We start from the raw sequence: 23,778 nt of genomic DNA, 5'->3' as shown, positions 1-23,778 counted from the left end.
CGTCAAGCCAGCCCGATTCCCTTAAAAGCCACAACCTTCTTGTGACAAGCGCTGCTCAAGTAGTGCCTCTGCCAAAAGCGCATCTTCGGGAAGCGTCACTTTGAGGTTGTTATTTCCGCAGTTTACACACGCAACACGCCCACCTTGTCGCTCAACAAGGGATGCGTCATCGGTGCCTACAAATCCCTCCTGTGCTGCCAAGCGATATGCCTCAAGCAGAGCAGTCCGATGAAAAATTTGAGGCGTTTGAGCGCACCAATAAAAGCTTCTGTCAGGAGTCGAGATAACCGTTGTTCCCTCCACAAGCTTGAGCGTATCAATTGAAGGGCTGGCAGCAATCGCACCAGCAAGCGTAGCATCTCGCTGCAGCTGGTCAATGCAGGCCTCGAATGCCTCAGGCCGCGCAAGTGGTCGTGCCCCATCATGCACTGCAATCAGTTTGCAATTAGTAGGAACACGGCTCAGGCCATGTGTAACCGACTCCTGACGAGTCGCCCCGCCCGCGACATAGCAAATGGGATGGATGAGAGTCAGCGTATCTTCGATGAGCTGTTGGGTCTGTGTAATATATCCTTCGGGTACCACAACAACAAGTGCGCGTACCGAAGCGGCGCGGTCAGCCGCAAGGACCGACCAACACAAGACGGGCATACCAGCCAGCGATACGTACTGCTTGCCTGCAGGGTTACCAAAGCGCTGACCTAGACCTCCCGCAACGATGATTGCACAGGTAGACCTATCAGCGTTGCAATCGCCTTGGCACTGCGCCTGTGCAGCGTTTGCGACCTGCACGTCCTGACGGCAAAGCTCATCGCAGTAACTCATACACGGTTCCCTTGCATACGCTGCAGCGTATCAAGCAAGATATTAGGATTGCGAACACCCAAATCACCAACATGTTCGGGATGCGCTGCAATAGCGTCAATCAAGCGACGCAGTGATCCATACTCATTGACCAGCTTGTCAGCTACCCCATCACGCACAACCGAAACATTACTCAGTGTGCGCAGGCCCAAAGGCGTAAGCGGTGAATCTTCGCTACGATCTTCAAAGCCCAAAGCCGCGGCGACTGTCTTTGCAGAACGCATTTCTCCATTGCGCATCTCATGGAAAGCGCGACGTATTGCGCGGGCGTTTTCCTCAGTAGAATCAGCTGCATAGTCACGAATCATCAGCGTGTACGTCTCGTCCATGTCGCCCACAAACTCGTCACGCTGCATCGCAATGGTGCGTCCCTCCGAGCCAAGCTCCATGATCACACCGCTAAGTTCCTGCGACTCGGTCATCAGCACTTCAAAGAGGTAGAGAACGTCAGTAACATCACGTATCGTGACGTAATCATCAAGCTCAAGCGTTGTCAGGCGAAGCAGACCATGATCAAGCTGCATACGAGTATTTTGCATCGAAACCAGCAGCTGGTTGACCATACCCATCAACTCGGGAACAGTGCGCATTTGAGTGCCGCGGCCATCGATAAAAAAGTTGACAACCTGACGACGCTGAGACACAGAAATCACCAGCGCCTTGGTCAATAAGCTCATACGCGCGGCCGTGCGGTGACGCATGCCTGTCTCGGATGTTGGGAGAGACGGATCGGGATTGAGGTGATAATTGGCACGCAAAATCCTTGTGAGATCCTTGTCCACTACGATGGCGCCGTCCATCTTTGAGAGTTCAAAGAGACGGTTTGCCGTAAACGAGATATCAAGTTTAAAGCCATCATCGCCAGCAGCGATAACATTTTCCACGTCACCGATACAGATAAGTGCACCAAGATGAGCGGCAATAATCATGTCAAGCGCATGGCGAAGAGCTGTGCCAGGAGCAGCTTGGCGTATTGCTTCCTCAAAACGCTCGGCGGTAGTTTTTTCGTTATCAGCTGGCGCGAGTATGTCCATGCATTACCTCCATATGCGAAGACGGGCTGCGTCGATTCTGTCCTGTACCCTTACCCTTACCAGTATAAGGCGGTCGCGCGTCTCTAACAGTATTCTCCTCGTCTTTCTCGTTTCTCCTCCTCTTTCTCGTTTTCTTGTCACGGTATTTTTTCTTCTTCATCTCAACCCAGATATCTTCTCTATCTCAACCCAGATATAAACAGTAAACATTCCTATTTATGGAGAAACTATAGTGAGAACGCTTCCTATTAATCTTCTCCTCTATTCGGGGTATAACACTTATCAGTAACTGTTACTACTTATTATCGGAGAGGAGTTGAGATGAGATATAGCAAGCAGCGTGAGGCAATTCGAGCTTTTGTGATAAAGAGCCACGATCATCCAACTGCGCAGGATGTGTACCAGGGGGTACAGGCTGAGTTTCCCAATATTAGTCTCGGAACAGTCTATCGTAACCTCGTGCAACTTGCGGAAAACGGCGATATTTGTACGGTGAATGTAAGTGATGGGAGTACCCACTTTGATGGGCATACCACTGCTCATCAACACTTTACCTGTGTTCGCTGCGGGAAGATTTTTGACGTGAACTCCCCTCACGTGGAGGAGATTCAGAGTCTGTTGGCAAAAAATCTCCCGGGTCAGTTGAGTTCATTTGAGTTGACACTCCGCGGTATTTGCACCTCTTGTCTCGCCAAAGAACAACAGAGAAGCAGCCGTTCATAAGCACTAAACGTGCCATTGAGCTGCAAGAAAGGAATCATCATGCTGAACGACAAACTTAATACTCTTCTTGCTGATTGGGCAGTTGCGCATCGCAAGATTCAAAATCTCCACTGGTACGTAAAGGGTCACGCCTTCTTCCAAGTCCATGCCAAACTTGAGGAGTATTACGATCAGGCAAATGAAGCAGTTGATGAGGTCGCTGAAACCATTTTGATGAATGGCGGCAAGCCTCTTTCAACCATGAGCGAGTTTCTCGACGCTTCACACATTGTTGAGCGCGAGTCTGATTTCATTAGCGTTCCCGAAGCATTCGAGACCGTTAAGGCTGACTATCAGACAATTCTCGCAGATGTTATGGATGTTAAGACCACTGCAGAAGAGGAGGGTAACGTACTGGTCTCTAATGCAATGGACGAGTATGTCGCTACCATCTCCAAGAACCTGTGGATGATTGGTCAATCTTCCCGCTAAACCAGCGCATCCTAACACTGCGTATATATAAAAGCCCTGCGTCTAAATTCCCCATTATTCGCAGGGTTTTTGCTTGTAAACGTATACATCACAGCACTCTCATCACTAAAGGGTTCAAAAGTACTCTCATTACTAAGGGTTCAAAAAGCATCCTTGAAATTGCAAATCAGGTCAGATTTTCTCGAAGTTCGAAACATGAACCATCTAGGGAAGAAGAAGCAGAAAGATGAACCATCTATCGAAATTTATCTAAATTTTGGCTTTTGATAAGCAGCAGGAACGGTTATCCCATACGAAAGGGTTCCTCATTCTCTTTTAGGGCTACTGAATTGGGTTCCTGATTCTCTTTTGGCACAAAATTGACCAGGCGACGCCCCGCCCATCTCTGGAGAGATGTTCGATGGAACCAGCCGGAACCTAGCACTAGCACTGTGCGCTTTGAGTTCATTGGAGAGAGATGTCCGATGGAACCAGCCGGAGCCTTACGCGAGACATCACGCGGCCTCATGCACACAATCTCCCCACATCGAGTTTTCCCGCTCCCCAGATACAGCGTTTTTGTTTCCAAAAGAAGTAATATCCGCGAGAGTGCATACGTCAGAGGTAAAGTCTCATACCAATACACTAGGACGGCACAGTCGCCACACACGTAGGGAGGGGGCAGACATGAGGGGAAGCATCGTCGTAGCTATGCTCGGCCTCCGACGCCAGAATCGACGTACCTCGCCCGCATGCCGTGCGTACCTTCTGGTTAGCTAAGAGAGAGCCACAGGAAATCAAGCCAGTCGACGCCCGGCATGACCGGGCTTTTTCTTGCCGCGGATGCGGCAGTGACTCCGTCTACCAACTCGTGTGAGGGGAGAAGAGCATGAGTGCAGCAGCAGCTTCCACCAAGGAAAGGGTCGTCCTCGCATATTCGGGCGGCCTCGACACGTCGGTTATGGTCAAGTGGCTCCAGTTGGAGAGGGACCTCGACGTCATCGCCATCTGCGCGAACGTCGGCCAAGACGCAGAGGACCTCGAGTGGGTCAAGCAGAAGGCCCTCGACATGGACGCGATCTACTCTGATGCTGTCGACCTGCGCAAACCCTATGCCAGCCGCATCCTCAAGAAGGCCGTCCAGGCCAACGCCCTGTACGAGAACACCTACCCGTTGCTCTCCGCGCTGTCTCGCCCCATGATCGCCAAGTACCTCGTCGATTATGCGCACAAGCATGGCGCACGCTACATCGCCCATGGCTGTACGGGCAAGGGCAACGACCAGGTGCGCTTCGAAACCTGCATCCACGCCCTCGACCCCGAGATCGAGATCATCGCCCCCGTCCGCGAGTGGGACCTGCTGACGCGCGAGCAGGAGATGGCGTGGGCCTCCGAGCACAACGTCCCTGTTCCCACCACTGCCGCCAAGCCCTACTCCATCGATGACAACCTCTGGGGGCGTGCCATCGAGTGCGGAGTGCTTGAGGACCCGTGGAACGAGCCTCCTGCAGACATCTGGACCATGACGGTCGATCCCAAGGACGCCCCCGACGAGCCCAAGTATCTCACCATCGGCTTCGAGAGGGGTGTGCCCGTTTCCGTCAACGGCGAGAGGATGAAGTACCTGCCGCTCATCATCAAGGTAAACGAGATCTGCGGCAAGCATGGCTTTGGCCGCATCGACATGGTCGAGAATCGCCTCGTCGGCATCAAGAGCCACGAGTGCTACGAGTGCCCCGCGTCGCTTGCCCTCATAAGGGTGCATCAGGCCCTTGAGCAGCTCTGCCTCGACCGCGACACCCAGCACTTCAAGCATCAGATCGACCAGCGCTGGGCCACGCTCGTCTACGACGGCCTGTGGTTCTCGCAGCTCAAGGAGGCCCTCGACGCCTTCGTGGAGTCCACGCAGGAATTCGTGACGGGCGAGGTTCGCGCCAAGCTGTACAAGGGCAGCCTCACCGTCGTTGGCCGCAGGAGCGATTACGCCATCTACGACTATGGTCTGGCTACCTACAGCGAGGGCGATACCTTCGACCGCGCCAGCTCCCATGGCTTCATTGAGCTTCACAGCCTTCAGAGCAAGACGTGGTCCAGGAAGCAGGGGCCGGGTGCGCGCCGCGCCGCCGAGGGACACGACTTTGAACAGTTCTAGGATAGAATGGACAGACGCTTTCGGACAGCTCTCACAGGGGCTGTCCCTCGGCTTCAGGAATGTTTGGACGAGGAGAGCACATGGCACTGTGGTCAGGCAGGTTCGAGCAGAGCGTCGACGAGTTCACGATGCGATTCGGTGCGTCCCTGCCCATCGACAAACGCATGTATCGCGAGGACATCCATGGGTCGATCGCCCATGCCCGCATGCTCTCTGAGCGGGGTATCATCAGTCGTGGAGACTTCGAGCGCATCGAGGTGGGTCTGCTTGAGATAGAAAACCAGATCAGGCAGAAGCGCTTTCGCTACGGAGCGGAGGACGAAGACATCCACATGGCTGTCGAGGGCGAGCTGATCGAGGACGTTGGCATCGCGGGCGCGCGTCTCCACACCGGTCGCTCACGCAACGACCAGGTCGCTGCCGACACCCGTCTGCTCGCAAAGAACCTGCTCGTCGACCTTATGGCCGAAAACTTCTCGCTGCGCCGCGTGGTCACGCGTGCCGCACGCAAGAACATGGGTGTTGTCATGCCGGGCTACACCCACATGCAGCACGCCCAGCCAGTGCTCTTCTCGCACCACCTGCTCGCATACTTCTGGATGTTCACGCGCGATTTCAAGCGCCTCCACAATGCCTTCGTCGCTGCGGATGCCAATCCGCTGGGTGCCGCCGCGCTCGCCGGCACCACCTATCCGCTCGATCGGCATCGCACGAGCGAGCTTCTTGGCTTCGACCATCCGATCCCCAACTCAATGGATGCCGTCTCCGATCGCGACTTCCTCCTTGACCTTGAGTACGCCTGCTCGGTCTCGATGATGCACCTCTCCCGTTTGTGCGAGGAAATCGTGGTCTGGGGCACCACGGAGTTTGGCTTCATCACCCTCTCGGACTCCTATTCCACCGGCAGCTCGATCATGCCACAGAAGAAGAACCCGGACTTTGCCGAGCTCACGCGAGGAAAGATGGGTCGAGTCGTGGGCGACCTGGTGGGCCTTCTCGTCACCATGAAGGCCTTGCCGCTTGCATACAACAAGGATCTGCAGGAGTGCAAGGAGGGCGCCATCGATGCCGCCGACACGCTGCGCGACTGCATGATCTGCGTCGAGGGCATGATCGACACATGGGAGGTCCATGCCGACGCCATGCGCACGGAGGCCGGGCTTGGCTTCACCGCCGCGACCGACGTTGCCGACTACCTGGCGAAGCGCGGCATGCCCTTCCGAAAGGCCCACGAGGTCGTTGGCCAGCTCGTTCTGTATTGTGAAAAGAGCGGGAAGGCCCTCGAAGACCTCACCCTCGAAGAGTTTCGCACGGCCTCGCCGCTCTTTGGCAACGACATTGTGGGCGAGTTGGATCCCGAAGGGATCGTCTCCGCTCGCACCACGTATGGCGGCACGGCCCCCGACACGGTTCGCGACCAGCTGAGAGAGGCGAGCCGTACCCTCAAGAGGGATCGTCGCCAGGTGAAGCTGATCCGCGAACAATCCGTCATGAAGGTGTGAGGGCGGCCGTCCTTGTGCCGGAGCCTTCCCCACGCAATTCATGCACGCAGATCGTGCGGTTACAGAAAGAGTCGCCCATGCCATCGCTTGCGCTTGGAGACCTGTTGGTTACTGCATAAGGGAGGTATTGAGAGCCGCCCACGCCGTCGCTTGTGCTTGGGAACCCTGCCCATCGAGTATAAGTAGAACGCAAACCACAAATGGTTCAAGTTTCGAGGTAAGTAAGCGTAAATGGGCAGGTCATTTTTTCTCGAAGTTCGAAACATGAACCATCTATCGAAATCTATTCAAATTTTGACGTTTGACAAGCAGGAACGCGTTGAATCATCCCCAAGTGCCAAACAAACCTAAAGGACGCATGAAACAATCTGTGGCTTGTGGCATTTAACCTTCTTGTACCCCTCTTCGCTCTCACGCACGATATGCGCCATTCGTTGAAATTTGTATTGCAGCATTTATGCTGGTAGATGCACTGATTTTTAAGACAGGTGTTTTCCCGGGTTTTGTCCTGACTTTTTGTATTCATAAAAGCACTGGTAGTTGGGCTGACATCAAAAGAAATGTAGTAATAATTAAACAAAACTACCTATGAATTGGCGTATATCGTACGTGAGAGCGAAGAGGGGTCATCGTTGCGGGGTCTTCCACTCAAAAAAGGTTCCTAATTCTTCTCAGATAACGAAAAGGGTTCCTAATTCTCTTTTAGGGCTACAAATGCGCAGGTAATTTTTTCGTCTGTGATGCTTTAGGAACCCTTTTCAGACGAGATGATGAATTAGGAACCCTTTTCGCATGGGGATGATGAGCACTTGATAAGCAGAACTGCGCTGCTTGAAAGAATGCGTGGTCTTTGGCAAGCGCAACGATGTTAATTGAAACAGTTTGTGACGTTTGGCAGACGGAGTGGCATGGAAGCAGGTCGATACCACGTTTTCTCGTATGCCGATTTGTCCAGATACATGACATGCCACAAAAAAGGGACCTGGCAAAACCAAGGTCCCTAGTTTTGCTTTACACAAAAGTACTTACCCAGCCGAACCTTCGAGGCTACCTCCGTTTACAGGTGTACGACTCGCAGCATCACTGCCCGCGCCTAAATTCCAGCGTTCACGGGCGCGCGGCGCGTCTAGGTGGACTCTTTCTTCAAACTTAGGAATCTCCCCCTGACGCTTAGAAAAGACCACTTTCTCTTCGCCGTCAACCTCGGCAGTATCGACGCAAATAATGTCGCCTGCGCCATAATTGCCCTGTAGCAAAGCCTCAGCCAAAGGATCTTCGATGAGCGTCTGAATCGCACGACGTAGAGGACGAGCACCATAAATCTTGTCCGTACCCTTAGCTGCTACAAAATCAGCCGCTGCATCGCTCAGCTCAATGGACATACCCTGTCCCACCAGACGCCTGCGCAAATCACCAACCATCAACTCAACAATCTGACGTAATTGCTCGCTCGTGAGCGATTTGAAGACCACAATTTCGTCAACGCGATTGAGGAATTCAGGACGGAAAAGCTTCTTGAGCTCACCTTCCACGCGGCTGCGAATTTCTTTATCTGACAGTCCATCGTCACCTTGGCTCGTAAAGCCCATTGGAGACGTATGAGCAATCTCGCGTGCGCCAATGTTAGAGGTCATGATGATAACAGTATTGGAAAAGTCTACGTGACGCCCTTGTCCATCGGTTAGACGACCTTCATCAAGGATTTGAAGCAAAACATTAAAGACGTCAGGATGGGCTTTTTCAATCTCATCGAAAAGCACAACCGAATATGGACGACGGCGCACTGCTTTGGTAAGCTCGCCACCTTCGTCATAGCCTACATATCCAGGAGGAGCACCAACCAACTTGGAAACTGTATGCTTCTCCATAAACTCGCTCATGTCAAAGGAAATCAGCGCATCTTCGCTGCCAAAGAGAAACTCGGCGAGTGATTTTGCCAACTCAGTCTTACCTACACCCGAAGGGCCAAGGAAGATGAACGAACCGCCAGGCCTGCGGGGATCCTTGAGCGGCGAGCGTGAACGACGAATCGCGCGACTCACAGCACTAATTGCCTCGTCCTGACCAATAACGCGTTGATGCAAGGCATCCTCACAACGCAAGAGCTTTGCGGCTTCTGCCTCAGTGAGATTGGATACAGGCACACCCGTGATATCCGATACGACATCAGCGATGGCTTGCTCGTCCACCGTCACCACATTGAGTGCTTGCTTTGCACGCCACTCTTCCTCAAGCTGATCGCGCTTGGCAGTGAGACTTTTTTCTTCATCACGCAGACGAGCAGCCTCCTCGTACTCCTGCGCATCTGCTGCCTCATCTTTTTTTGCGGCAAGCTGCGTTAGCTCTTCATCAACGCGCGCAAGCTCGGGCGGTAACGACATCTTGTGAACACGAGTACGAGCTCCCGCCTCGTCAATAACATCAATCGCCTTGTCTGGCAAAAAACGATCTTGGATATAACGATCGGACAAGGTTACCGCAGCTTTGAGGGCACTCTCCGTATAGCGCACGTGATGATGTTTTTCATAACTGCTGCGCAGACCAGAAAGGATCTCCAACGTATCAGCAATACTCGGCTCACCAATGTAGACAGGCTGGAAGCGACGTTCAAAAGCAGAGTCCTTCTCAATGTGCTTGCGGTATTCCTCCGCAGTGGTGGCACCAATAACCTGAATTTCGCCACGTGACAGAGGCGGTTTCATGATGGACGCTGCATCCATCGATCCCTCAGCTGAACCAGCGCCCAGCACTGTGTGAATCTCATCAATAAACAAGATTACATCATCGGAAGACTCCACCTCAGCAATGACCTTCTTGAGGCGATCTTCAAACTCACCGCGGTATTTTGAGCCTGCAACCATGGCCGCCATATCAAGTGTCCAGATTTGCTTGCCACGCAAAATATCAGGCACGTTGCCCGCAGCAACTAACTGAGCTAAACCTTCAACGACAGCAGTCTTGCCAACACCAGGGTCACCCAAAATAAGAGGATTATTCTTTTGACGACGAGCTAGTACCTGCATCACACGCTCGGTCTCGCGATCGCGACCAATCACGGGATCAAGCTTGCCTTCTGCAGCGAGCTTGGTAAGATTGCGACCAAAGCGCTCCAGCAGTGAATCATCGTCGTCCTCATCGGAACGCTGACCTGCAAACATTTGTCCAAAACTCACGGGAGCAGACTGATGATGCGACTCGTGAGGTTTGTCTTTGTTAACGAGCTCTGCCACTGCATTGCGCACAGCATCAGCCGAAATACCCATACGACCCAACGCGATCATCGCAATACCGTCACCCTCGCTCACGATACCCAGCAAGAGATGCTCAGTTGCAATATACGTCTGTCCGTGTGCCATGGTTTCGCGATAGGCATTTTCTAGCACGCGCTTGGCACGCGGGGTAAAGGGAATGTGTCCACCGGAACCTGGCTGCAAATCCTCGCTAGAAATCTGACGAATAGTTGCCAAAGTTTCCTCATAGGTCACATCTAGTGACGCAAGAGCCTTGGCCGCAATGCCATCGCCCTCTTTAATCAGCGCGAGCAGCAAATGCTCCGTGCCAACATACATTTTGCCCAGACGTTGAGCTTCGTCTTGGGCGAGGCTCATAACTTTCCGAGCTCGATCGGTAAATTTTTCGAACATGCTCACACTGCCCTTCTGCGCCGCCATTCGCAACGCCATGCTGCCGTGATGGTAGCGTCAGCTTCTTACTGGTAGTCTGTTCACGTTTACCCACATAAGCAGCTGAATAAACACTGCTCTGCACTTTGTATCAAAAAGACGGGCGCCATCCCTGACGTCCGTCTTTAATTCCGCTTCGTAGTAAAGCAACGCAGCACATACTAGCAACCATATACGTGCATTCTGGCTGCCTAGTTAAAGGCCTCGCTAGTTTCTACAAGCTCCTGCTCGGCTGCAATGACGCTGGCAAACAGCTCATCGAGTGTAATGTCGTTGAGCTCGGCACCGTATGCGATAACATCACGATCGCAACCAGCGGCAAACTTTTTGTTCTTAAATTTCTTCTTGAGACTCTTCACTTCAAAATCAGTCACAGAACCCGAAGGACGCATGCGGATACACGCATTAATCAAACCGCTTAGCTCGTCAACTGCGTAGAGCACCCGTTCCATTTTGAGCTCGGGTGCGGGCAACTCAGGATTAATGTCATAGTTGTGAGTCTGAATAGAGTGCGCTAACGCGGGATTAGCACCGGCCTCGGCAAGCAACTCGGCCGTCTTGATTGTGTGGAGCATATCGTCTTGCCACTTCTCCCAATCAAGGTCATGAAGCAAACCAACCTGACCCCAGAAATCAACATTTTCAGGATCGTACTTCTCGGCGTAATAGCGCATCAGGGCCTCGACCTGCTGGCCATGCAAAATATGATATTCATCTTCGTTGTACTGCTTAAGCAGGTCAAACGCCTGCTCGCGAGTCAGTCCGCTCTCAAGTTTGTCTGCCATACTTCCCCCTTTTACTTTGGAACCCTGCAGCTAACGTTTTGTGGTAGCTACAAGGTTCCTAGTTTTGCTTAAGTATAAACGCGAGCGCAGAGCAGACAAGGCTACTGTGCTGCGCTGTTGCGGCAATTTAACGATTCTCTGGCTTCATATGCGGGAAGAGAAGCACGTCACGAATCGAAGGCTGATTGGTCAAAAGCATAACCGTACGGTCGATACCAATGCCAATACCACCCGCAGGGGGCATGCCATACTCGAGCGCACGCACGTAGTCGTAATCGTACTCCATGGCCTCATCATCACCCGCGGCTTTTGCCGCCACCTGCGCCTGGAAGCGACTTTCCTGATCAATGGGGTCATTGAGCTCGGAGAAAGCGTTGGCATACTCGTGACCAGCAATCACCAGCTCAAAACGGTCGGTCAAACGCGGATCATCATCTTTGCGCTTTGCCAGCGGTGAGACCTCAACGGGATAATCACAGACAAAGGTTGGATTGACAATCTGGCTTTCGCAGAGCTCATCATAAAGAGTAAAGATGAGCTTACCGGCACCCCAGTTTGGCTCCCATTCGAGACTATTTTTCTCAAGAAGCTCACGCAAGTGTTCAATGGGTGTGTCAATGCTGACCTGCTCGCCCACGCGTTCGGAGACAAGTTCATTCATGGGAGCAGATCGCCACTCACCTGAAAGATCGATGGTGTAATCACCGTAGGGAATTTGCTCACTCTCGTTGACAGCGGCGTTGCCCGCCTTAATGAAGCCTTCCGCGAGACGCTTCATCCCCTCAAGATCGCTATAAGCGCAGTAGGCCTCCATACTGGTGAACTCAGGGTTGTGGGTGAGGTCCATGCCTTCATTGCGGAACTGGCGACCCATCTCCCAGACGCGCTCCATACCACCTACAATGAGGCGCTTGAGGTGGAGCTCGGTAGCAATGCGCAGGTAGACTTCCTGATCAAGCGCATTGAAATGTGTGGTAAAAGGACGAGCGTTAGCGCCGCCGAGGGTTTCCTGCAAGATGGGAGTCTCAACCTCAAGATAGCCCTGCTCCAACATATAGCTGCGGAAGGCAGACAGGATGCGCGAACGCTTGACAAAAACATCCTTTACCCCGGGGTTCATGATAAGGTCTACATAGCGCTGACGATAGCGAACTTCTTTGTCAGTAAGACCGTGGAACTTCTCGGGCAACGGACGGCAAGCCTTGGAAAGAATCGTGATGTTGGTCGGCGAGACAGAGAGCTGACCACGACGGGTACGCACAACGGTGCCAGTAGCCTCGATTACATCGCCTAAGTCGAGCATGTCAAGGATGCCCCACTTATCCTCGCCTAGCACATTAATGCGGCAAAATAGCTGCATTTGACCAGTGCAATCCTCAATCACGATGAAGGAAACTTTACCTTGTCCACGCTTTGCTCGAACGCGACCGCCAAGGGTTACAACGTCATCCGTATCGCTACCATCTTCAAGGTCGACGTAACGCTCCTCAAGCTCAGCAGCATGTGCAGTGATATGACTTTGAATAGGATAAGGATTGATACCCTGATCAAGAAGAGCCTGACGTCGTGCGCGGCGTTGAGCTCTCTCGTCGTTTACGGATGGGGCGGCCTGTTCGGTGGTGGCGTCCTGCTCTGCCATGTGAGCGTTCCTCTCGTAAAAATAAAGGCCCACCTGCGTGGTATTTATGCAGGTCAAAGGCCTTGGCTTTACCTTTAATGCAGTATATAACGCGCTGTCAGCCCAGGTCTATGAGCTGCCAGCGCGTGAAGATGCGTCGATGTGTTAGCGACTAATGTTGGTAATGGTAAGATCACGTGTCTTACCGGAGGGGGTAACATAGCTAATCTTGTCACCCACAAGGTGACCCATACTAGCTGCACCAACAGGGGATTCGTTGGAAATCTTATTCTCAAGGGAGTTGGTCTCGGTAGTACCAACGATGGTGAAAGAGGTCTTTTTGCCCTTGGAATCCTCGAGCTCAACCGTGCAGCCCAGCGACACAGACAACTCGCCAGCACCAATCTCAACCACGCGGGCAGTCGAAAGAATCTGACGAATCTCGTTGATACGAGCAGCATTTTTGGCCTGCTCTTCCTTGGCGGCGTCATACTCAGCGTTCTCGGAAAGGTCTCCCTGTGCGCGAGCCTCCTTGATTGCCTCGATGATCTCGGTGTTCTTGTCGCCCTCGCGATACTCGAGCTCCTCAACCAGCTTGTTGCGGCCCTCGGGGGTGAGCGTCATCTCAGTCTTTGCCATGTGCTGCCTTCTATGTGTCGAAATGGGTGGTACTAGCTGATATTTTATGATTACCACGGGAATAAAGCTCAACAGAGCAAAACGCAGCCGCTCGGCCTCAACCGAGCAGTTGCACATACACGACGGCTGACCGCCGATATCTTACTCGGTATCCTTAGTATCCTTGTCGTCAGTCTTTTCGGCATCAGCCTCAGAGCTTTCGCCCTCTTCCATGCCCTCGCGGACATTTTTGACGGTCTTGCCTAGTGCAGAACCAAGTTTCGGAAGGTTCTTGGGCCCAAAGATAACCAATGCGACAATGAGAATCAAAAGTAGCTCGGGAACGCCCATACCAAGTATCATGTTTAACCTCCGTGGGTGCGACCACCGCGTTTGCGATGTGTTTGCAAGCGTGTAGTATACCGCATATCTTTATATACTCACAATTTCTCTGGGGGTGAATTTGTATGCCGGCGCTGCTTGTGGCATTGATTGTGGTTGTGAGCGCGTTGGATATATTCATCCTGCGTCTGCCATGGTTACTGAAAAAGCGTGGGGTTTGGTTGTGGTGGCGAACCAAATTTGGGCCAGCGCTGGTATTTGATTCGCAAGATGATGATGGAACAACCGTGCGCCTGCTAAATGTGCGAGGGAAATACCAGTCAGTGGGCTATGTGGATCCTGAATTGCGCTGGGAGCTAGCTTGCATTTATCACAAGTATTTTGCGGAAATTGTCGATATTTTGAATCTAACTGGGGACTCATGCGTCACTAAACGTAAAGATCAGTCGGAAAATGATGCAGATCGTCAGTCCCTTTTAAACTCTGGGCACTGCTCTTCTCCCTATCTCAACCAAGTGTCTCCTTCGGATTGCTCATGCCAGATTTCTTCAGAGCTCAAACCAACTGCTGTGGTTATTGGTGGCGGCGGATACTCCTTTCCCAAATGGTTGGTTGCGCATTGCCCATGTTTGCATACAGTAGTTGTAGAAATTGACCCAGCAATTACCAAGATTGCGCGTGAACATTTTTTTCTTAATGAGCTCCTGGAGGAATTTCCCAATAACGCACCCGAGCTCATTTGTGATGATGGCTGGGTATGGCTGAGGAGCTGTAATCGAAGTTTTGACTTAATAGTTAACGATGCCTTTAGTGGAAAACATCCGCTAGGTCCTCTTGGAACGACTGAAGGCGCACAACTAATACATCAGCATTTGACGAGTCAAGGCATTTACCTTGCTAACGTTATTGCACCACTTGAAGGCAAGGGTTCTAGGCATTTGCGGGATACATGCCAAACATTTTGTGCTGAATTCAAATATGTGTGGCTGATTCCGGAGGATGAGGAAGACCCGACCATTGTTGCTGACAATTGTCTTGTCGCCAGCGATCATCCTTGGCCCATCTCCCATCGCTACCGCCTGTCTTAGGTAACCCTGTTCTATCTAAGACAGCTTCAACCTTCCTATCCAATTCTGCTCCACTCACGCCACTCAAACCAGAAGTAGTTTCAGCCCTATCATCTAAATCAGCTTCGGTCCTACTTAGGTCCTCTTTTGCCTCACTCACTAAGCCACATTCCTGAGCTTTAATGACCCCTATTCGCTCTAACGTTCGATGTGCGCCATTTAGCAGTCATTTTTATTTAATATTTGATATATATTCTCCACAGTACAGCCATCTACCAGCGGCTTTGCATACAGCCTAAGGCACGTCAAAACCCGGGGAAACGCCTGCCTTGTATTTCAGCTAATCTACCTGCAAAAACATCACTTGCTAAAAACTAGGCAATGGCGCATATCGTCATTTAGAGCGAATAGGGGTGGCCGGCCCAGCCGACTACCCCTATTTTGTAAAAAGATTGGGAATCATTTTGTGGCTGAGCTGCCGACTGTTGATGAAGGAACTGAGGCCACATCATTGGGTTTTGCAACATCAGCCTCTGAGGGTGCATCTGTAACAGTTGCAGCCTCCCCGTCTTTCGCCTCAACCTCAAATCGCAACTCATCAAGTTGCTTGATATGCACGTGCACCAAGCCTCTTATCTCAGATTTCTTAAAACTATCCAACTCATCCGTTGTCTTGAGAGTCGCAACCAAACGCTGAGATAGTGCGCCTGATTTGCTGTCATACGCATTAACCGCACCAACCCTATATGACACAAAGCCTGGACAAATGGCCTCCAACTCCAGCGTTGTCTGTTTTACCTCATAACTATCTTGCACAATAAATGCCTCACCCGAGTTTTGTGTCATCGTCTCATTTACCGCATGAACCGTCAGTAGCACACAAGGGATAAGAAAGATTACCGTGCCAATCGCTACGCGCCGACGCAACACCATTGACCTGTGCATTGCCGCTTCGTTCTCTGCAGTACTCACCGCTTCGTCCCCATTTAAATCTCGTTTGAGGGGAACTTTCAACAACATCATTACCAGCTGGGCCGACACCGCAATAAACACCACATTCAGCAGAAACTCATAAAAAGCGCCAGCAAATAGCGTGAACTTTGCCATCGCAATGCCATAGCCAGCAGCACATAAAGGCGGCATTAGCGCAGTCGCTACAGCCACACCCGAAAGCAACGTACTCGGTTCTTGATTGCGCGAAATTCCAAGTCCACCCGCAAAACCTCCCGCCAAAGCAATCAGCACATCCCAGATATTTGGATTGGAATTAGTCAGCAGCTCAGAAGTCTCATTTGAGATAGGAGAGATCACGAAGTACAAAGTTGACGTAATCAGGCAAATAATCACCTGCACCACAAAACCAAACAGCAGCTCACGCAACATACGCGAGTCAGCGGTCGCCACCGCATAGGCAAAACCCATAACTGAACCCATCAATGGACAGATAAGCATGGCACCAACAACTGCTTCGGTTGAATCCATATTAAGACCCACCGACGCTATCAGCATCGCCACAATTAACAAGCACAGATGGGGTCCATCAATTCGCGCGCCAGCCTGCACGCGGCGACGAATCACTTGGTAACTAGCTCGCCCATCGCGTACATTTACGAATTCCCGGAGAAGCCGCGTGAGATTTGTCGCAACCACGCCATCTCCTTTCGTTGATTTTAAAATAGGGCAATCTTGCTGCAACCATGTTCAATTGTAGGCGTAGTCTACGAGGTCTAAAATCTTTGATGAGTTGGTAACGCATCAAAATCGCAGAGCGCAAACCCGCAACTGAAAGTACGCCCATGCCCTTTACAAGAAGAACCTCTTGGTTTCACCCAGTCCTTATTTGCCTTCTCAGCATCTCAATTGCCAGCACTATCATCGGGTGCGGCACCGTGCATAAAACACCCGATGACTCAACAGCTACAAGCGGCACACCGCAAGCACAGGGCTCCATGGCCCAGACTGCACCTTCTCCCGCCGTTCCGAGCGCTACAGAACTCCGTGCAAAACTCAACATCAGCGAAGACTTCCGTAGCGCGTTTGACCATGGTCCAAAGCCCATCTCCAGCCAACTCTATATCGTGATGCACGACACTGAAACCGACACCGATGCAGCTGGGGTCGTGAATTCTTGGGCAGCCAGTGGCAACCTCGTTGCAGCACATTTTGTTGTCAACAAAGACGGCTCCATCATCCAATGCGTCCCACTTGACCGCATTGCGCATCATGCAGGGTTTAGCGACACAGGACATAACGAGCATTTTGGCACCACAGACGAAAGCCGTGATGACAAAGCGGGGGCCCAGCCCATTGGTTCTTGGGCTTCAGACTATGGCATGAATTCGTATTCAATTGGCATTGAAATGGTACACATCAGCACTCATGGCGAAGAATATCCAGAAGCCCAACTTGTGGCAGTTGACCAGCTCATTGCCTATATCGATGCATATTTTGCTGCAGAAGGTCAAACGACACCAAGCAAAATTATCGACCACAAGGCTTGGCGTTCGGGCAATTCAGACACCTCACCTGAATTCGCAACATACCTCAAAAATCTCCAGACAACTCGTACTCACGATGGCTACACACGCTAGGGCCGCTCTAAACCCACTCCAAGCTCACGCTAAACTCAGGCCAAATTTTTACCTAGGTTCTTTCTTTATTTCTTTGTCGGTTGCGCCTTGGGATACAGCGCGTTGAACTCCTCAAAGTATTTATTTTTGTTACTAGAGTCATAAACTGACTTGAGCACATCTTTAATTTCATCATCGTGATCTTTGGAATTGGCACCGTAGGAATTCGCCTTTGACCACGCACGATTTATAACATGAATACGCTGGTACAAATCCTCCGCAAGCGTAGTCATATTCTTAAAATCATCGTTATAGGGCGAGTCACTAGGCACAGCCAATGCCGCTATATCATTTTTCATCTGGATCAAATCTGCCTCAATGGTGGCAGCAGAATTTGCAAGCTCATTGCGCTTGTTCATGTCAGGCTTGAGATAGTTTTCGTTAAAATCACTCGAGCAAATCCTAACTGCATCATCATATCCACCGATGCTTATATAGATTTCACTCAGTTTCTTGTAGTAATCGACGGCGGGCACCTGAGGCTCGTCTTTCTTTGTATCAGTTTTTATTTCAGGCGTCTCAGTTTTTGAATCATTAGCATCGGTCTTTGGTGCAGCAGGAGCAGGTTTTTCCACGGGAGGCTGAACTACGCCCCCATCGGACTTTTCGCTAGGCCAAAATACAATCGCCAGCACAGCGCAGGTAGCAAGCACAATCACACCTATAGCCACTGCCGCAATAATCGTGTTTCGGTCACGACGCGGATTCGCAGCTTGACGAGCTACCACAGGAGAGACGGGAGCATTGGCTGCCACAGGTACATACTCTGTCGGCGCATTATCCGCCGTCAAAAAGGTCTCATCCAAGCTTGTGTTATCTACAAAAAGACCTGAATCATCCAGCCCGTCTACCGCTTCTTGAGCAGCGAAAGCTTTGCGATTATCCTCAAGCATTTGCTTGCTTTCGTCGCTAGACAAAGGTTGAGTAAGGTCATTGGACGTGGCGGGCTTAGACGCAGGGTTGACAGGATTTGCCACAGCCTGAACAGCAAAATCAACGGCCACCCGTGTGCCACAGTTAGGACAGAACTTTGCTTGCTCATCAAGCAGAGCACCACAGTTTGTGCAATACATCATGCCCCCTCACCTACCACCAGTCCATCCCAGCTTATCGCAATGCAAAACTGATAGCCAAAACAAGAATGGGGAGCGGTGCAGCAACCGTAATCACACCATTCAATCCTGCCAGAGTCTTACGAGAGTTTCTTCTTTCGAAATACCAAGTAAGTATTGAGGTTTCCTGTATGTCCGTCAGCTGAAAAACACTCTTGTAGTTCCGCAAGATCAGAAGAAGCATCCACAAGTGCGTCAATTTCTGCCACATCAAAATGATGACAATAGCGCCAGACATCAGAACGCTCCTGCCATCCCAACAAAAAATCGTTAGGTTCTAAATCAGCCTTCGCCATACCCAGTTTGTCCAACGCCTCGTCAGTAGTTTCTTGAGCACGACTCGCAAGCTTAGGATTATTCATAAACTGCCAAAATGAGAGCGCACAGCTGCCACCTGGACGCGTAGCTCCAAGCAACTCTCGAATCAGGGTAATTCGAGCGGCATGGGTGGGCACGTGGTGCATAAACCCAAAACAAAGTGACAAATCAACGGCTGGAAAGTTTGCATCCAGCAAACCAGACGTATTCTTGCTTATAAGCTCTTCAACAAGATCTATGTGTGTAAATTCAACATCCCAAGGAAGCAAAAAAGCGCTACGACGTGCAAGGGATATACAGTTGTCTACCGCATAGTATGCAACGGGGATATGAGCTTGTACCACATCAGTACTTTTTGCAGACACGCAGGAGGGCTTTAATGTATGCGCAAGAAAATCCCCAAAGCGCAAATTGCCACACGCCACATCCAACACGGATAACGTCCGCGAGTCACAAGAAGATATACCAGCAAACTCGACGATTCTTTCCCACCCCTGCCAAGGCGCCTGGCGCGTTTGTGAAAATGAAGCAGCCTGAGCCTGGTAAAACTCTGTATTTAAGCGGTTCAGCCGTCGCGCAATTTCGATATTCACTGTCACATCCCCGCCCCAGATTAAAACTAAACTTTCAAATCCACTGTACGGTACATGCTAGCGCGAAATTTGCGTTTATCTTGCCTTGCTTATAATTGCATCCTAAACAGACTGAAGTACGGGAGAGACGCATGGAAGAACTCTTGCTGGACATACTTGAACACCTACGTGCGCTGCCAGCAGAGCGCACGGATGATGCGTTAACGCGGTCTGAGTTAGATGCTCTGTGGCGCAAACATAACCGCGGCGTGCGCAGCAACGAAAAACATCTCTCGAAGCGCTTCATCTTGCCTTTTTATCAAAAAATAAAGCAAGAGAACCCTGAGCGCTGGGCACGCTGGAATATTGATAGTACGCTTGAAAAGCGCCTTATTCGTACCATCCAGATGAAGCCTCATCGCACGGGGTCAGGGGTTGCGACCATCACCGTTATTACGCGCCCTCAAACTTGCTCGAGCAATTGCTTATACTGCCCCTGCGACCTGCGCATGCCCAAAAGTTATCTTGCCAACGAGCCTGCCTGCCAACGCGCAGAGCATAACTTTTTTGACCCCTATCTGCAGGTTGCCGCTCGTTTACGCGCACTATCGCAAATGGGACATTCCATCGATAAAATCGAACTCATTGTGCTCGGTGGAACCTGGAGCGACTATCCGCGCGCTTATCAAATTTGGTTTATTCGCGAGCTATTCCGCGCTCTTAACGACTGGCCTATCGCCAAAGAAACCTTACGCCAACGCTATGACCACTACCGTAAGTTAGGTCTTGAGAATAGTCCTGCTCAACTCAGCCAATTTGTAGAGACACAGCAAGTTTTAGTTAATCAAGGCAAGAAAAGCTTCAATGACGCGTTTCATGATTTATATCAAAAAAGTGAGGCTCATCAAAGTGCTTCAAAGTATATGAGTGCACAGATGAATGAGCTTTTAGCCGAACAACTACGCAATGAACGTGCACAACATCGGGTGGTAGGACTTGTTATCGAAACACGCCCCGATACCATTACCCCGCAAAATCTCACACTTTTTCGTCAGATGGGCTGCACGAAGATTCAGATGGGCATACAGAGCACCCGGCAAGCCATACTGAACGCCAATCAGCGTTACACCAGCTTGGAACAGATTTACCGGGCCTTTAACCTTATTAGGCTTTTTGGTTTCAAAATTCATGCGCATCTGATGGTAAATTTGTTGGGATCCACACCCGAATCAGACAAGCAGGACTTTCAAACCTTTGTAAATAATTCCAATTTTTTGCCTGACGAAATAAAGCTTTACCCCTGTGCGCTGGTAGAAGGAACACAGCTGGTAGAGCATTTCAGGGATGGCTCATGGGGTCCGTATAGTCGAGAAGAGCTTGTTGATGTGCTCGTGAGTGATGTCCTTGCAACACCGCCCTACATTCGCATTTCTCGTATGATTCGTGACATTAGTGCCGATGACATTCTTGTGGGAAACAAGCATACCAACCTGCGCCAGATGGTGGAAAACGAGATCCGAAATGCAGGCAGGGCGGGTCTCGTGCGAGAAATTCGTTTTAGAGAAATCTCCCTGGACAAGATTAACTTTGCTGAACTCGTGCTGGATGATTTTACCTATGAAACCGTCGCTACAAACGAACACTTTTTGCAGTGGGTTACCCCCGAGGGCCGAATTGCAGGTTTTTGCCGTCTGTCTCTTCCTAAGTGGAAACTCCTTTGTGATGGGAATGCCGATGTCAGAGCAGATGAGCTACCTGTCGCACCAGGACAAGCAATGATTCGTGAGGTACACGTCTACGGTCAAGCAGTACGCCTTGGTCAAGCGGATGTTGCTACTCAGCACAAAGGCTTGGGCCGTCAGCTGGTTGAACGCGTGTGCGACATTGCCCACAGCGCAGGCTACAGCAGTATCAACGTCATTAGCTCAGTAGGCACCCGCGCCTACTACCGACGTCTCGGTTTTGAGGATGCAGGGCTCTATCAGCGCCGGAAACTATAACGCTCCACCTGTGTCTAGGCACTACATCCCAAACGAAAACTCAGTTATTGCTATTGCACTGTGATTGCAAAGCTTCTTAAATACTTCCGCATTATCGTTTATAAACGTTTTTTGTAGCTGACAGCAAGAGTAATAAATATTGTTGAGCATTATTTTTCGCCAATTACCTCTACAAATACCTTTCGTTTTTGAGGCCCATCAAACTCAGCGAGATAGATATCTTGGGCGCCACCACAAACAATCTTGCCATTAATAAGGGGGAACATACAACTATTCCCAACAAGCGTTGATTTGAGATGACCTTGAGAATTGTTACCCGTAGCACCATAGCTTGGCAGAAAGTGTGCATGCGCATAGGGCGCATTGAGTGGAACTAGATTCTCCAGCATGGTTGAAATATCTTTCTCAACACAAGATAAGCCTTCGTTAACGATGATGCCACAGGTAGTATGAGCCGTGATAACTGCTACCAATCCGTCTTTCACACCAGAATCCTCGACTATGGCATGAACATCATCAGTTATGTTGATGAACTGACATACCTTATGAGATAAGTAGTACAGCGTATCAAGCTTAACCATCACCTACGCCTCCTCTCCAATGAACCTGAGCGCATTGCCACCAAGAATCGCTTCAAGCGCATCATCGGGAAGGCCGAGTCTCTCAATGCCACGTTTAATTTTGAAAGCACGGAAACGCGGGGTGTTTGAGGCGAATAGGACCTGATTCATAAAACTGCGCTGGAACCACAAGGGACCCATATCAACTTGGAAGAGTCGTTGCATGGACTCTTCTGGGGAGTCAAGATAGAGAACCGATGTATCGGTATAAGCATTGGGATACTTAATCATCAGTGCAACCATCTCTCTTACCCAGGGCCATGCAAAATGAGCAAGGCAAAACTTAATTCGAGGATGCTGCATAAGAGCAAGCTCAATGGAGAGCGGGTGATTTGGCTCCATAGGAGCGCTGGGCTCCCAGGAAAGACCCGCATCAAAGTAGATGGGTTTATCTAGTTGTTCACATAAGTCGTAAATGGGATCCATGCATGCATCGGCAGCATGAAATCTTTGCTTAGCAGGATGAAAATGAGCACCTCGAGCACGCAATTGAGAAAATGCATGCTCTAAAACCACTACAGCATCGTCCCTGTGCGGATCAACACTCGCAAAATTAATAAAGCGGTCGGGATAGTCAGAGACAATCTTGGCGCATTGTTCATTGGTAGCAAACCATCCACCACAAGTAGTTGTCACATCAAGCGGCATGAGGAAGTTTTTGTCTATGTTCCCACAGTCCATCTCGGCAAAAATTTCATCATAGTCCATAGGACCCATGAGGCCCATCCCAAAATTACGTTTGTAGAACGAAAACTCTCTCTCGTTATAGATCGCGTTATAACAAAGCGGATGAACGTAGGAGTCAACAATCATAGCCCGCCTCCTAATAGGGCTCAAACTTGGTAATTATTTTGCTGGAAAGCTCCGCACCTCGACGCTGACAATGAGGGATATCTTCTCCATTAAGGAGTCCATAGGTAAAACCAGCAATATAAGAGTCCCCAGCACCAACTGTGTTTACAACCTCACAAGGAATAATGCCATGCTCATAATAATTCTTACCATCGTAGCTCACAGAACCATCTTCGCCGCGTGTGGCGGTGACAATTTTAGGACCAAAAGAATGCACATAGGCAAGCCATTCCTGAGTGGGCTCAAGAGGGCCGTCATAACTCATAAAAACGTAATCTACATAAGGGAAATAATCCTCGCAGTGATACTCCGGATCGCGTGAGAAAACGGAGAAGTCCATCACTATCTCAACACCTGCGTCATGCCATGCCTTTAGATGGTCAAGTACATTTCCAAAAAGATCCGTATGAAGCAGGTCATGGCGTTTAACAAACTCAAACTCTTCCTCGGTAAGCTTGTAGTCCGCCATGACCCCTTCGACCTCTTCAAGATGTACACGATCAGTGCCATTTTTAAGACCCATGAGCATAATGCAGGTATCCCCAACTTCTGTGCGCAAATGGGAGATATCAATGCCTTCGGCAGAAAGTGTCTTTTTCATCTTTTCGCCGTACACATCAGTACCTACAACCGAAACAGCAGAGACCTCGACGCCCATGCGGGCGAGATGAATGCCCCAGTCAATACCGTTGCCCGTAGGATAAAATTTCTTCAGGTCTGTATAGACGTCGACACAGCAAAAGCCCACTGCACAGACTTTCTTGCCGATACCCATGTGATTTCCTATCTTCTAGTTGTTGCCTTTTCAGGCCGAATATCGAATGCTTGTCGAGGCA

At 50.6% G+C, this 23,778-nt stretch carries 20 protein-coding genes; 7 read left to right on the top strand and 13 right to left on the bottom strand.

The genetic code is table 11. The features are described 5' to 3' along the window. Nucleotides 1-21: 21 nt before the first annotated feature. Together ispD and disA are read right to left on the bottom strand one after the other, a co-directional pair. On the bottom strand, nt 22-825 hold the full coding sequence (gene ispD, locus ACO5JD_RS06120; RefSeq protein ID WP_484988447.1) for a 2-C-methyl-D-erythritol 4-phosphate cytidylyltransferase: 804 nt from the start codon (nt 823-825) through the stop codon (nt 22-24). Then, complete coding sequence (gene disA, locus ACO5JD_RS06115) at nt 822-1,898, bottom strand: DNA integrity scanning diadenylate cyclase DisA (RefSeq protein WP_021626299.1); 1,077 nt, start codon at nt 1,896-1,898, stop codon at nt 822-824. Before disA ends, ispD begins: the two co-directional genes overlap by 4 nt. Nucleotides 1,899-2,219: 321 nt before the next feature. On the opposite strand from disA, the gene ACO5JD_RS06110 reads away from it, so the two are divergent. The 4 genes from ACO5JD_RS06110 to argH all read left to right on the top strand — a co-directional run bounded on the left by ACO5JD_RS06110 (nt 2,220) and on the right by argH (nt 6,725). After that, nucleotides 2,220-2,621, top strand: coding sequence for a Fur family transcriptional regulator (locus tag ACO5JD_RS06110; protein ID WP_021626300.1), 402 nt, complete (start codon nt 2,220-2,222; stop codon nt 2,619-2,621). A gap of 39 nt (nt 2,622-2,660) precedes the next feature. Further along, a complete protein-coding gene (locus ACO5JD_RS06105; RefSeq protein ID WP_021626301.1) occupies nt 2,661-3,092 on the top strand; it encodes a Dps family protein in 432 nt (143 codons plus the stop codon). A gap of 868 nt (nt 3,093-3,960) precedes the next feature. Next, a complete protein-coding gene (locus ACO5JD_RS06100; protein WP_484988445.1) occupies nt 3,961-5,223 on the top strand; it encodes an argininosuccinate synthase in 1,263 nt (420 codons plus the stop codon). Between the two features lie 80 nt (nt 5,224-5,303). Next, nucleotides 5,304-6,725 carry an argininosuccinate lyase gene (gene argH / locus ACO5JD_RS06095; RefSeq protein WP_035438663.1) on the top strand — a complete coding sequence of 474 codons (1,422 nt, stop codon included), beginning with the start codon at nt 5,304-5,306 and terminating at the stop codon, nt 6,723-6,725. 1,025 nt (nt 6,726-7,750) lie between these two features. Here argH and ACO5JD_RS06090 read toward each other — a convergent pair. The 5 genes from ACO5JD_RS06090 to tatA all read right to left on the bottom strand — a co-directional run bounded on the left by ACO5JD_RS06090 (nt 7,751) and on the right by tatA (nt 13,792). Further along, entirely contained in the window at nt 7,751-10,369 is a 2,619-nt protein-coding gene (locus ACO5JD_RS06090; protein WP_484988589.1) for an ATP-dependent Clp protease ATP-binding subunit, read from the bottom strand. Nucleotides 10,370-10,599: 230 nt separating this feature from the next. Continuing rightward, entirely contained in the window at nt 10,600-11,193 is a 594-nt protein-coding gene (locus ACO5JD_RS06085) for an HD domain-containing protein (RefSeq protein ID WP_484988443.1), read from the bottom strand. Between the two features lie 127 nt (nt 11,194-11,320). Further along, nucleotides 11,321-12,832, bottom strand: a complete 1,512-nt coding sequence (gene lysS / locus ACO5JD_RS06080; RefSeq protein WP_484988441.1) for a lysine--tRNA ligase — start codon at nt 12,830-12,832, stop codon at nt 11,321-11,323. Between the two features lie 144 nt (nt 12,833-12,976). Then, nucleotides 12,977-13,450 (bottom strand): transcription elongation factor GreA, encoded by a 474-nt coding sequence (gene greA / locus ACO5JD_RS06075; RefSeq protein WP_484988439.1) that lies wholly within the window; start codon nt 13,448-13,450, stop codon nt 12,977-12,979. A gap of 141 nt (nt 13,451-13,591) precedes the next feature. Beyond that, a complete protein-coding gene (tatA, locus tag ACO5JD_RS06070) occupies nt 13,592-13,792 on the bottom strand; it encodes a twin-arginine translocase TatA/TatE family subunit (protein ID WP_298579160.1) in 201 nt (66 codons plus the stop codon). A gap of 104 nt (nt 13,793-13,896) precedes the next feature. On the opposite strand from tatA, the gene ACO5JD_RS06065 reads away from it, so the two are divergent. After that, nucleotides 13,897-14,859 carry a spermidine synthase gene (locus ACO5JD_RS06065; protein ID WP_484988437.1) on the top strand — a complete coding sequence of 321 codons (963 nt, stop codon included), beginning with the start codon at nt 13,897-13,899 and terminating at the stop codon, nt 14,857-14,859. Between the two features lie 438 nt (nt 14,860-15,297). Here ACO5JD_RS06065 and ACO5JD_RS06060 read toward each other — a convergent pair whose 3' ends face one another. Then, nucleotides 15,298-16,488, bottom strand: a complete 1,191-nt coding sequence (locus tag ACO5JD_RS06060; protein WP_484988435.1) for a DUF389 domain-containing protein — start codon at nt 16,486-16,488, stop codon at nt 15,298-15,300. Between the two features lie 239 nt (nt 16,489-16,727). Between ACO5JD_RS06060 and ACO5JD_RS06055 the strand changes: the two genes are divergently transcribed. Further along, complete coding sequence (locus ACO5JD_RS06055) at nt 16,728-17,429, top strand: N-acetylmuramoyl-L-alanine amidase (protein ID WP_484988433.1); 702 nt, start codon at nt 16,728-16,730, stop codon at nt 17,427-17,429. Nucleotides 17,430-17,494: 65 nt separating this feature from the next. On the opposite strand, the gene ACO5JD_RS06050 is transcribed toward ACO5JD_RS06055, so the two are convergent. Both ACO5JD_RS06050 and ACO5JD_RS06045 read right to left on the bottom strand, forming a co-directional pair. After that, nucleotides 17,495-18,544: a zinc ribbon domain-containing protein gene (locus ACO5JD_RS06050; RefSeq protein ID WP_484988431.1), complete on the bottom strand. Its 1,050-nt coding sequence runs from the start codon at nt 18,542-18,544 to the stop codon at nt 17,495-17,497. 116 nt (nt 18,545-18,660) lie between these two features. Continuing rightward, complete coding sequence (locus ACO5JD_RS06045) at nt 18,661-19,497, bottom strand: class I SAM-dependent methyltransferase (RefSeq protein WP_484988429.1); 837 nt, start codon at nt 19,495-19,497, stop codon at nt 18,661-18,663. 125 nt (nt 19,498-19,622) lie between these two features. Between ACO5JD_RS06045 and ACO5JD_RS06040 the strand changes: the two genes are divergently transcribed. Continuing rightward, nucleotides 19,623-21,470: a tRNA uridine(34) 5-carboxymethylaminomethyl modification radical SAM/GNAT enzyme Elp3 gene (locus tag ACO5JD_RS06040; protein ID WP_484988427.1), complete on the top strand. Its 1,848-nt coding sequence runs from the start codon at nt 19,623-19,625 to the stop codon at nt 21,468-21,470. 149 nt (nt 21,471-21,619) lie between these two features. Here ACO5JD_RS06040 and ACO5JD_RS06035 read toward each other — a convergent pair whose 3' ends face one another. The 3 genes from ACO5JD_RS06035 to frlD are packed head-to-tail and all read right to left on the bottom strand — an operon-like array spanning nt 21,620 to nt 23,717. Then, the gene (locus ACO5JD_RS06035; protein ID WP_484988587.1) at nt 21,620-22,051 is read right to left on the bottom strand and encodes a secondary thiamine-phosphate synthase enzyme YjbQ; all 432 of its coding nucleotides are present in this window, start codon (nt 22,049-22,051) and stop codon (nt 21,620-21,622) included. Between the two features lie 3 nt (nt 22,052-22,054). Next, nucleotides 22,055-22,903 carry an amidohydrolase family protein gene (locus ACO5JD_RS06030; RefSeq protein ID WP_484988425.1) on the bottom strand — a complete coding sequence of 283 codons (849 nt, stop codon included), beginning with the start codon at nt 22,901-22,903 and terminating at the stop codon, nt 22,055-22,057. Nucleotides 22,904-22,913: 10 nt separating this feature from the next. Next, entirely contained in the window at nt 22,914-23,717 is an 804-nt protein-coding gene (frlD, locus tag ACO5JD_RS06025; RefSeq protein WP_484988423.1) for a fructoselysine 6-kinase, read from the bottom strand. Nucleotides 23,718-23,778 lie beyond the last annotated feature (61 nt).

The sequence above is a fragment of the Olegusella sp. genome, assembly GCF_057238325.1.
This window is presented reverse-complemented; position numbering and strand designations above follow the sequence as displayed.

Excerpts from the sequence above, each read along its gene's own strand:
- frlD (WP_484988423.1), bottom strand. The coding sequence starts at position 23,717 with ATGGGTATCGGCAAGAAAGTCTGTGCAGTGGGCTTTTGCTGTGTCGAC.
- argH (WP_035438663.1), top strand. The coding sequence starts at position 5,304 with ATGGCACTGTGGTCAGGCAGGTTCGAGCAGAGCGTCGACGAGTTCACG.
- ACO5JD_RS06100 (WP_484988445.1), top strand. The coding sequence starts at position 3,961 with ATGAGTGCAGCAGCAGCTTCCACCAAGGAAAGGGTCGTCCTCGCATAT.
- ACO5JD_RS06040 (WP_484988427.1), top strand. The coding sequence starts at position 19,623 with ATGGAAGAACTCTTGCTGGACATACTTGAACACCTACGTGCGCTGCCA.
- ACO5JD_RS06085 (WP_484988443.1), bottom strand. The coding sequence starts at position 11,193 with ATGGCAGACAAACTTGAGAGCGGACTGACTCGCGAGCAGGCGTTTGAC.
- tatA (WP_298579160.1), bottom strand. The coding sequence starts at position 13,792 with ATGATACTTGGTATGGGCGTTCCCGAGCTACTTTTGATTCTCATTGTC.
- lysS (WP_484988441.1), bottom strand. The coding sequence starts at position 12,832 with ATGGCAGAGCAGGACGCCACCACCGAACAGGCCGCCCCATCCGTAAAC.
- ACO5JD_RS06105 (WP_021626301.1), top strand. The coding sequence starts at position 2,661 with ATGCTGAACGACAAACTTAATACTCTTCTTGCTGATTGGGCAGTTGCG.
- ispD (WP_484988447.1), bottom strand. The coding sequence starts at position 825 with ATGAGTTACTGCGATGAGCTTTGCCGTCAGGACGTGCAGGTCGCAAAC.
- ACO5JD_RS06065 (WP_484988437.1), top strand. The coding sequence starts at position 13,897 with ATGCCGGCGCTGCTTGTGGCATTGATTGTGGTTGTGAGCGCGTTGGAT.
- ACO5JD_RS06090 (WP_484988589.1), bottom strand. The coding sequence starts at position 10,369 with ATGTTCGAAAAATTTACCGATCGAGCTCGGAAAGTTATGAGCCTCGCC.
- ACO5JD_RS06035 (WP_484988587.1), bottom strand. The coding sequence starts at position 22,051 with ATGGTTAAGCTTGATACGCTGTACTACTTATCTCATAAGGTATGTCAG.
- ACO5JD_RS06030 (WP_484988425.1), bottom strand. The coding sequence starts at position 22,903 with ATGATTGTTGACTCCTACGTTCATCCGCTTTGTTATAACGCGATCTAT.
- disA (WP_021626299.1), bottom strand. The coding sequence starts at position 1,898 with ATGGACATACTCGCGCCAGCTGATAACGAAAAAACTACCGCCGAGCGT.
- greA (WP_484988439.1), bottom strand. The coding sequence starts at position 13,450 with ATGGCAAAGACTGAGATGACGCTCACCCCCGAGGGCCGCAACAAGCTG.
- ACO5JD_RS06110 (WP_021626300.1), top strand. The coding sequence starts at position 2,220 with ATGAGATATAGCAAGCAGCGTGAGGCAATTCGAGCTTTTGTGATAAAG.
- ACO5JD_RS06050 (WP_484988431.1), bottom strand. The coding sequence starts at position 18,544 with ATGATGTATTGCACAAACTGTGGTGCTCTGCTTGATGAGCAAGCAAAG.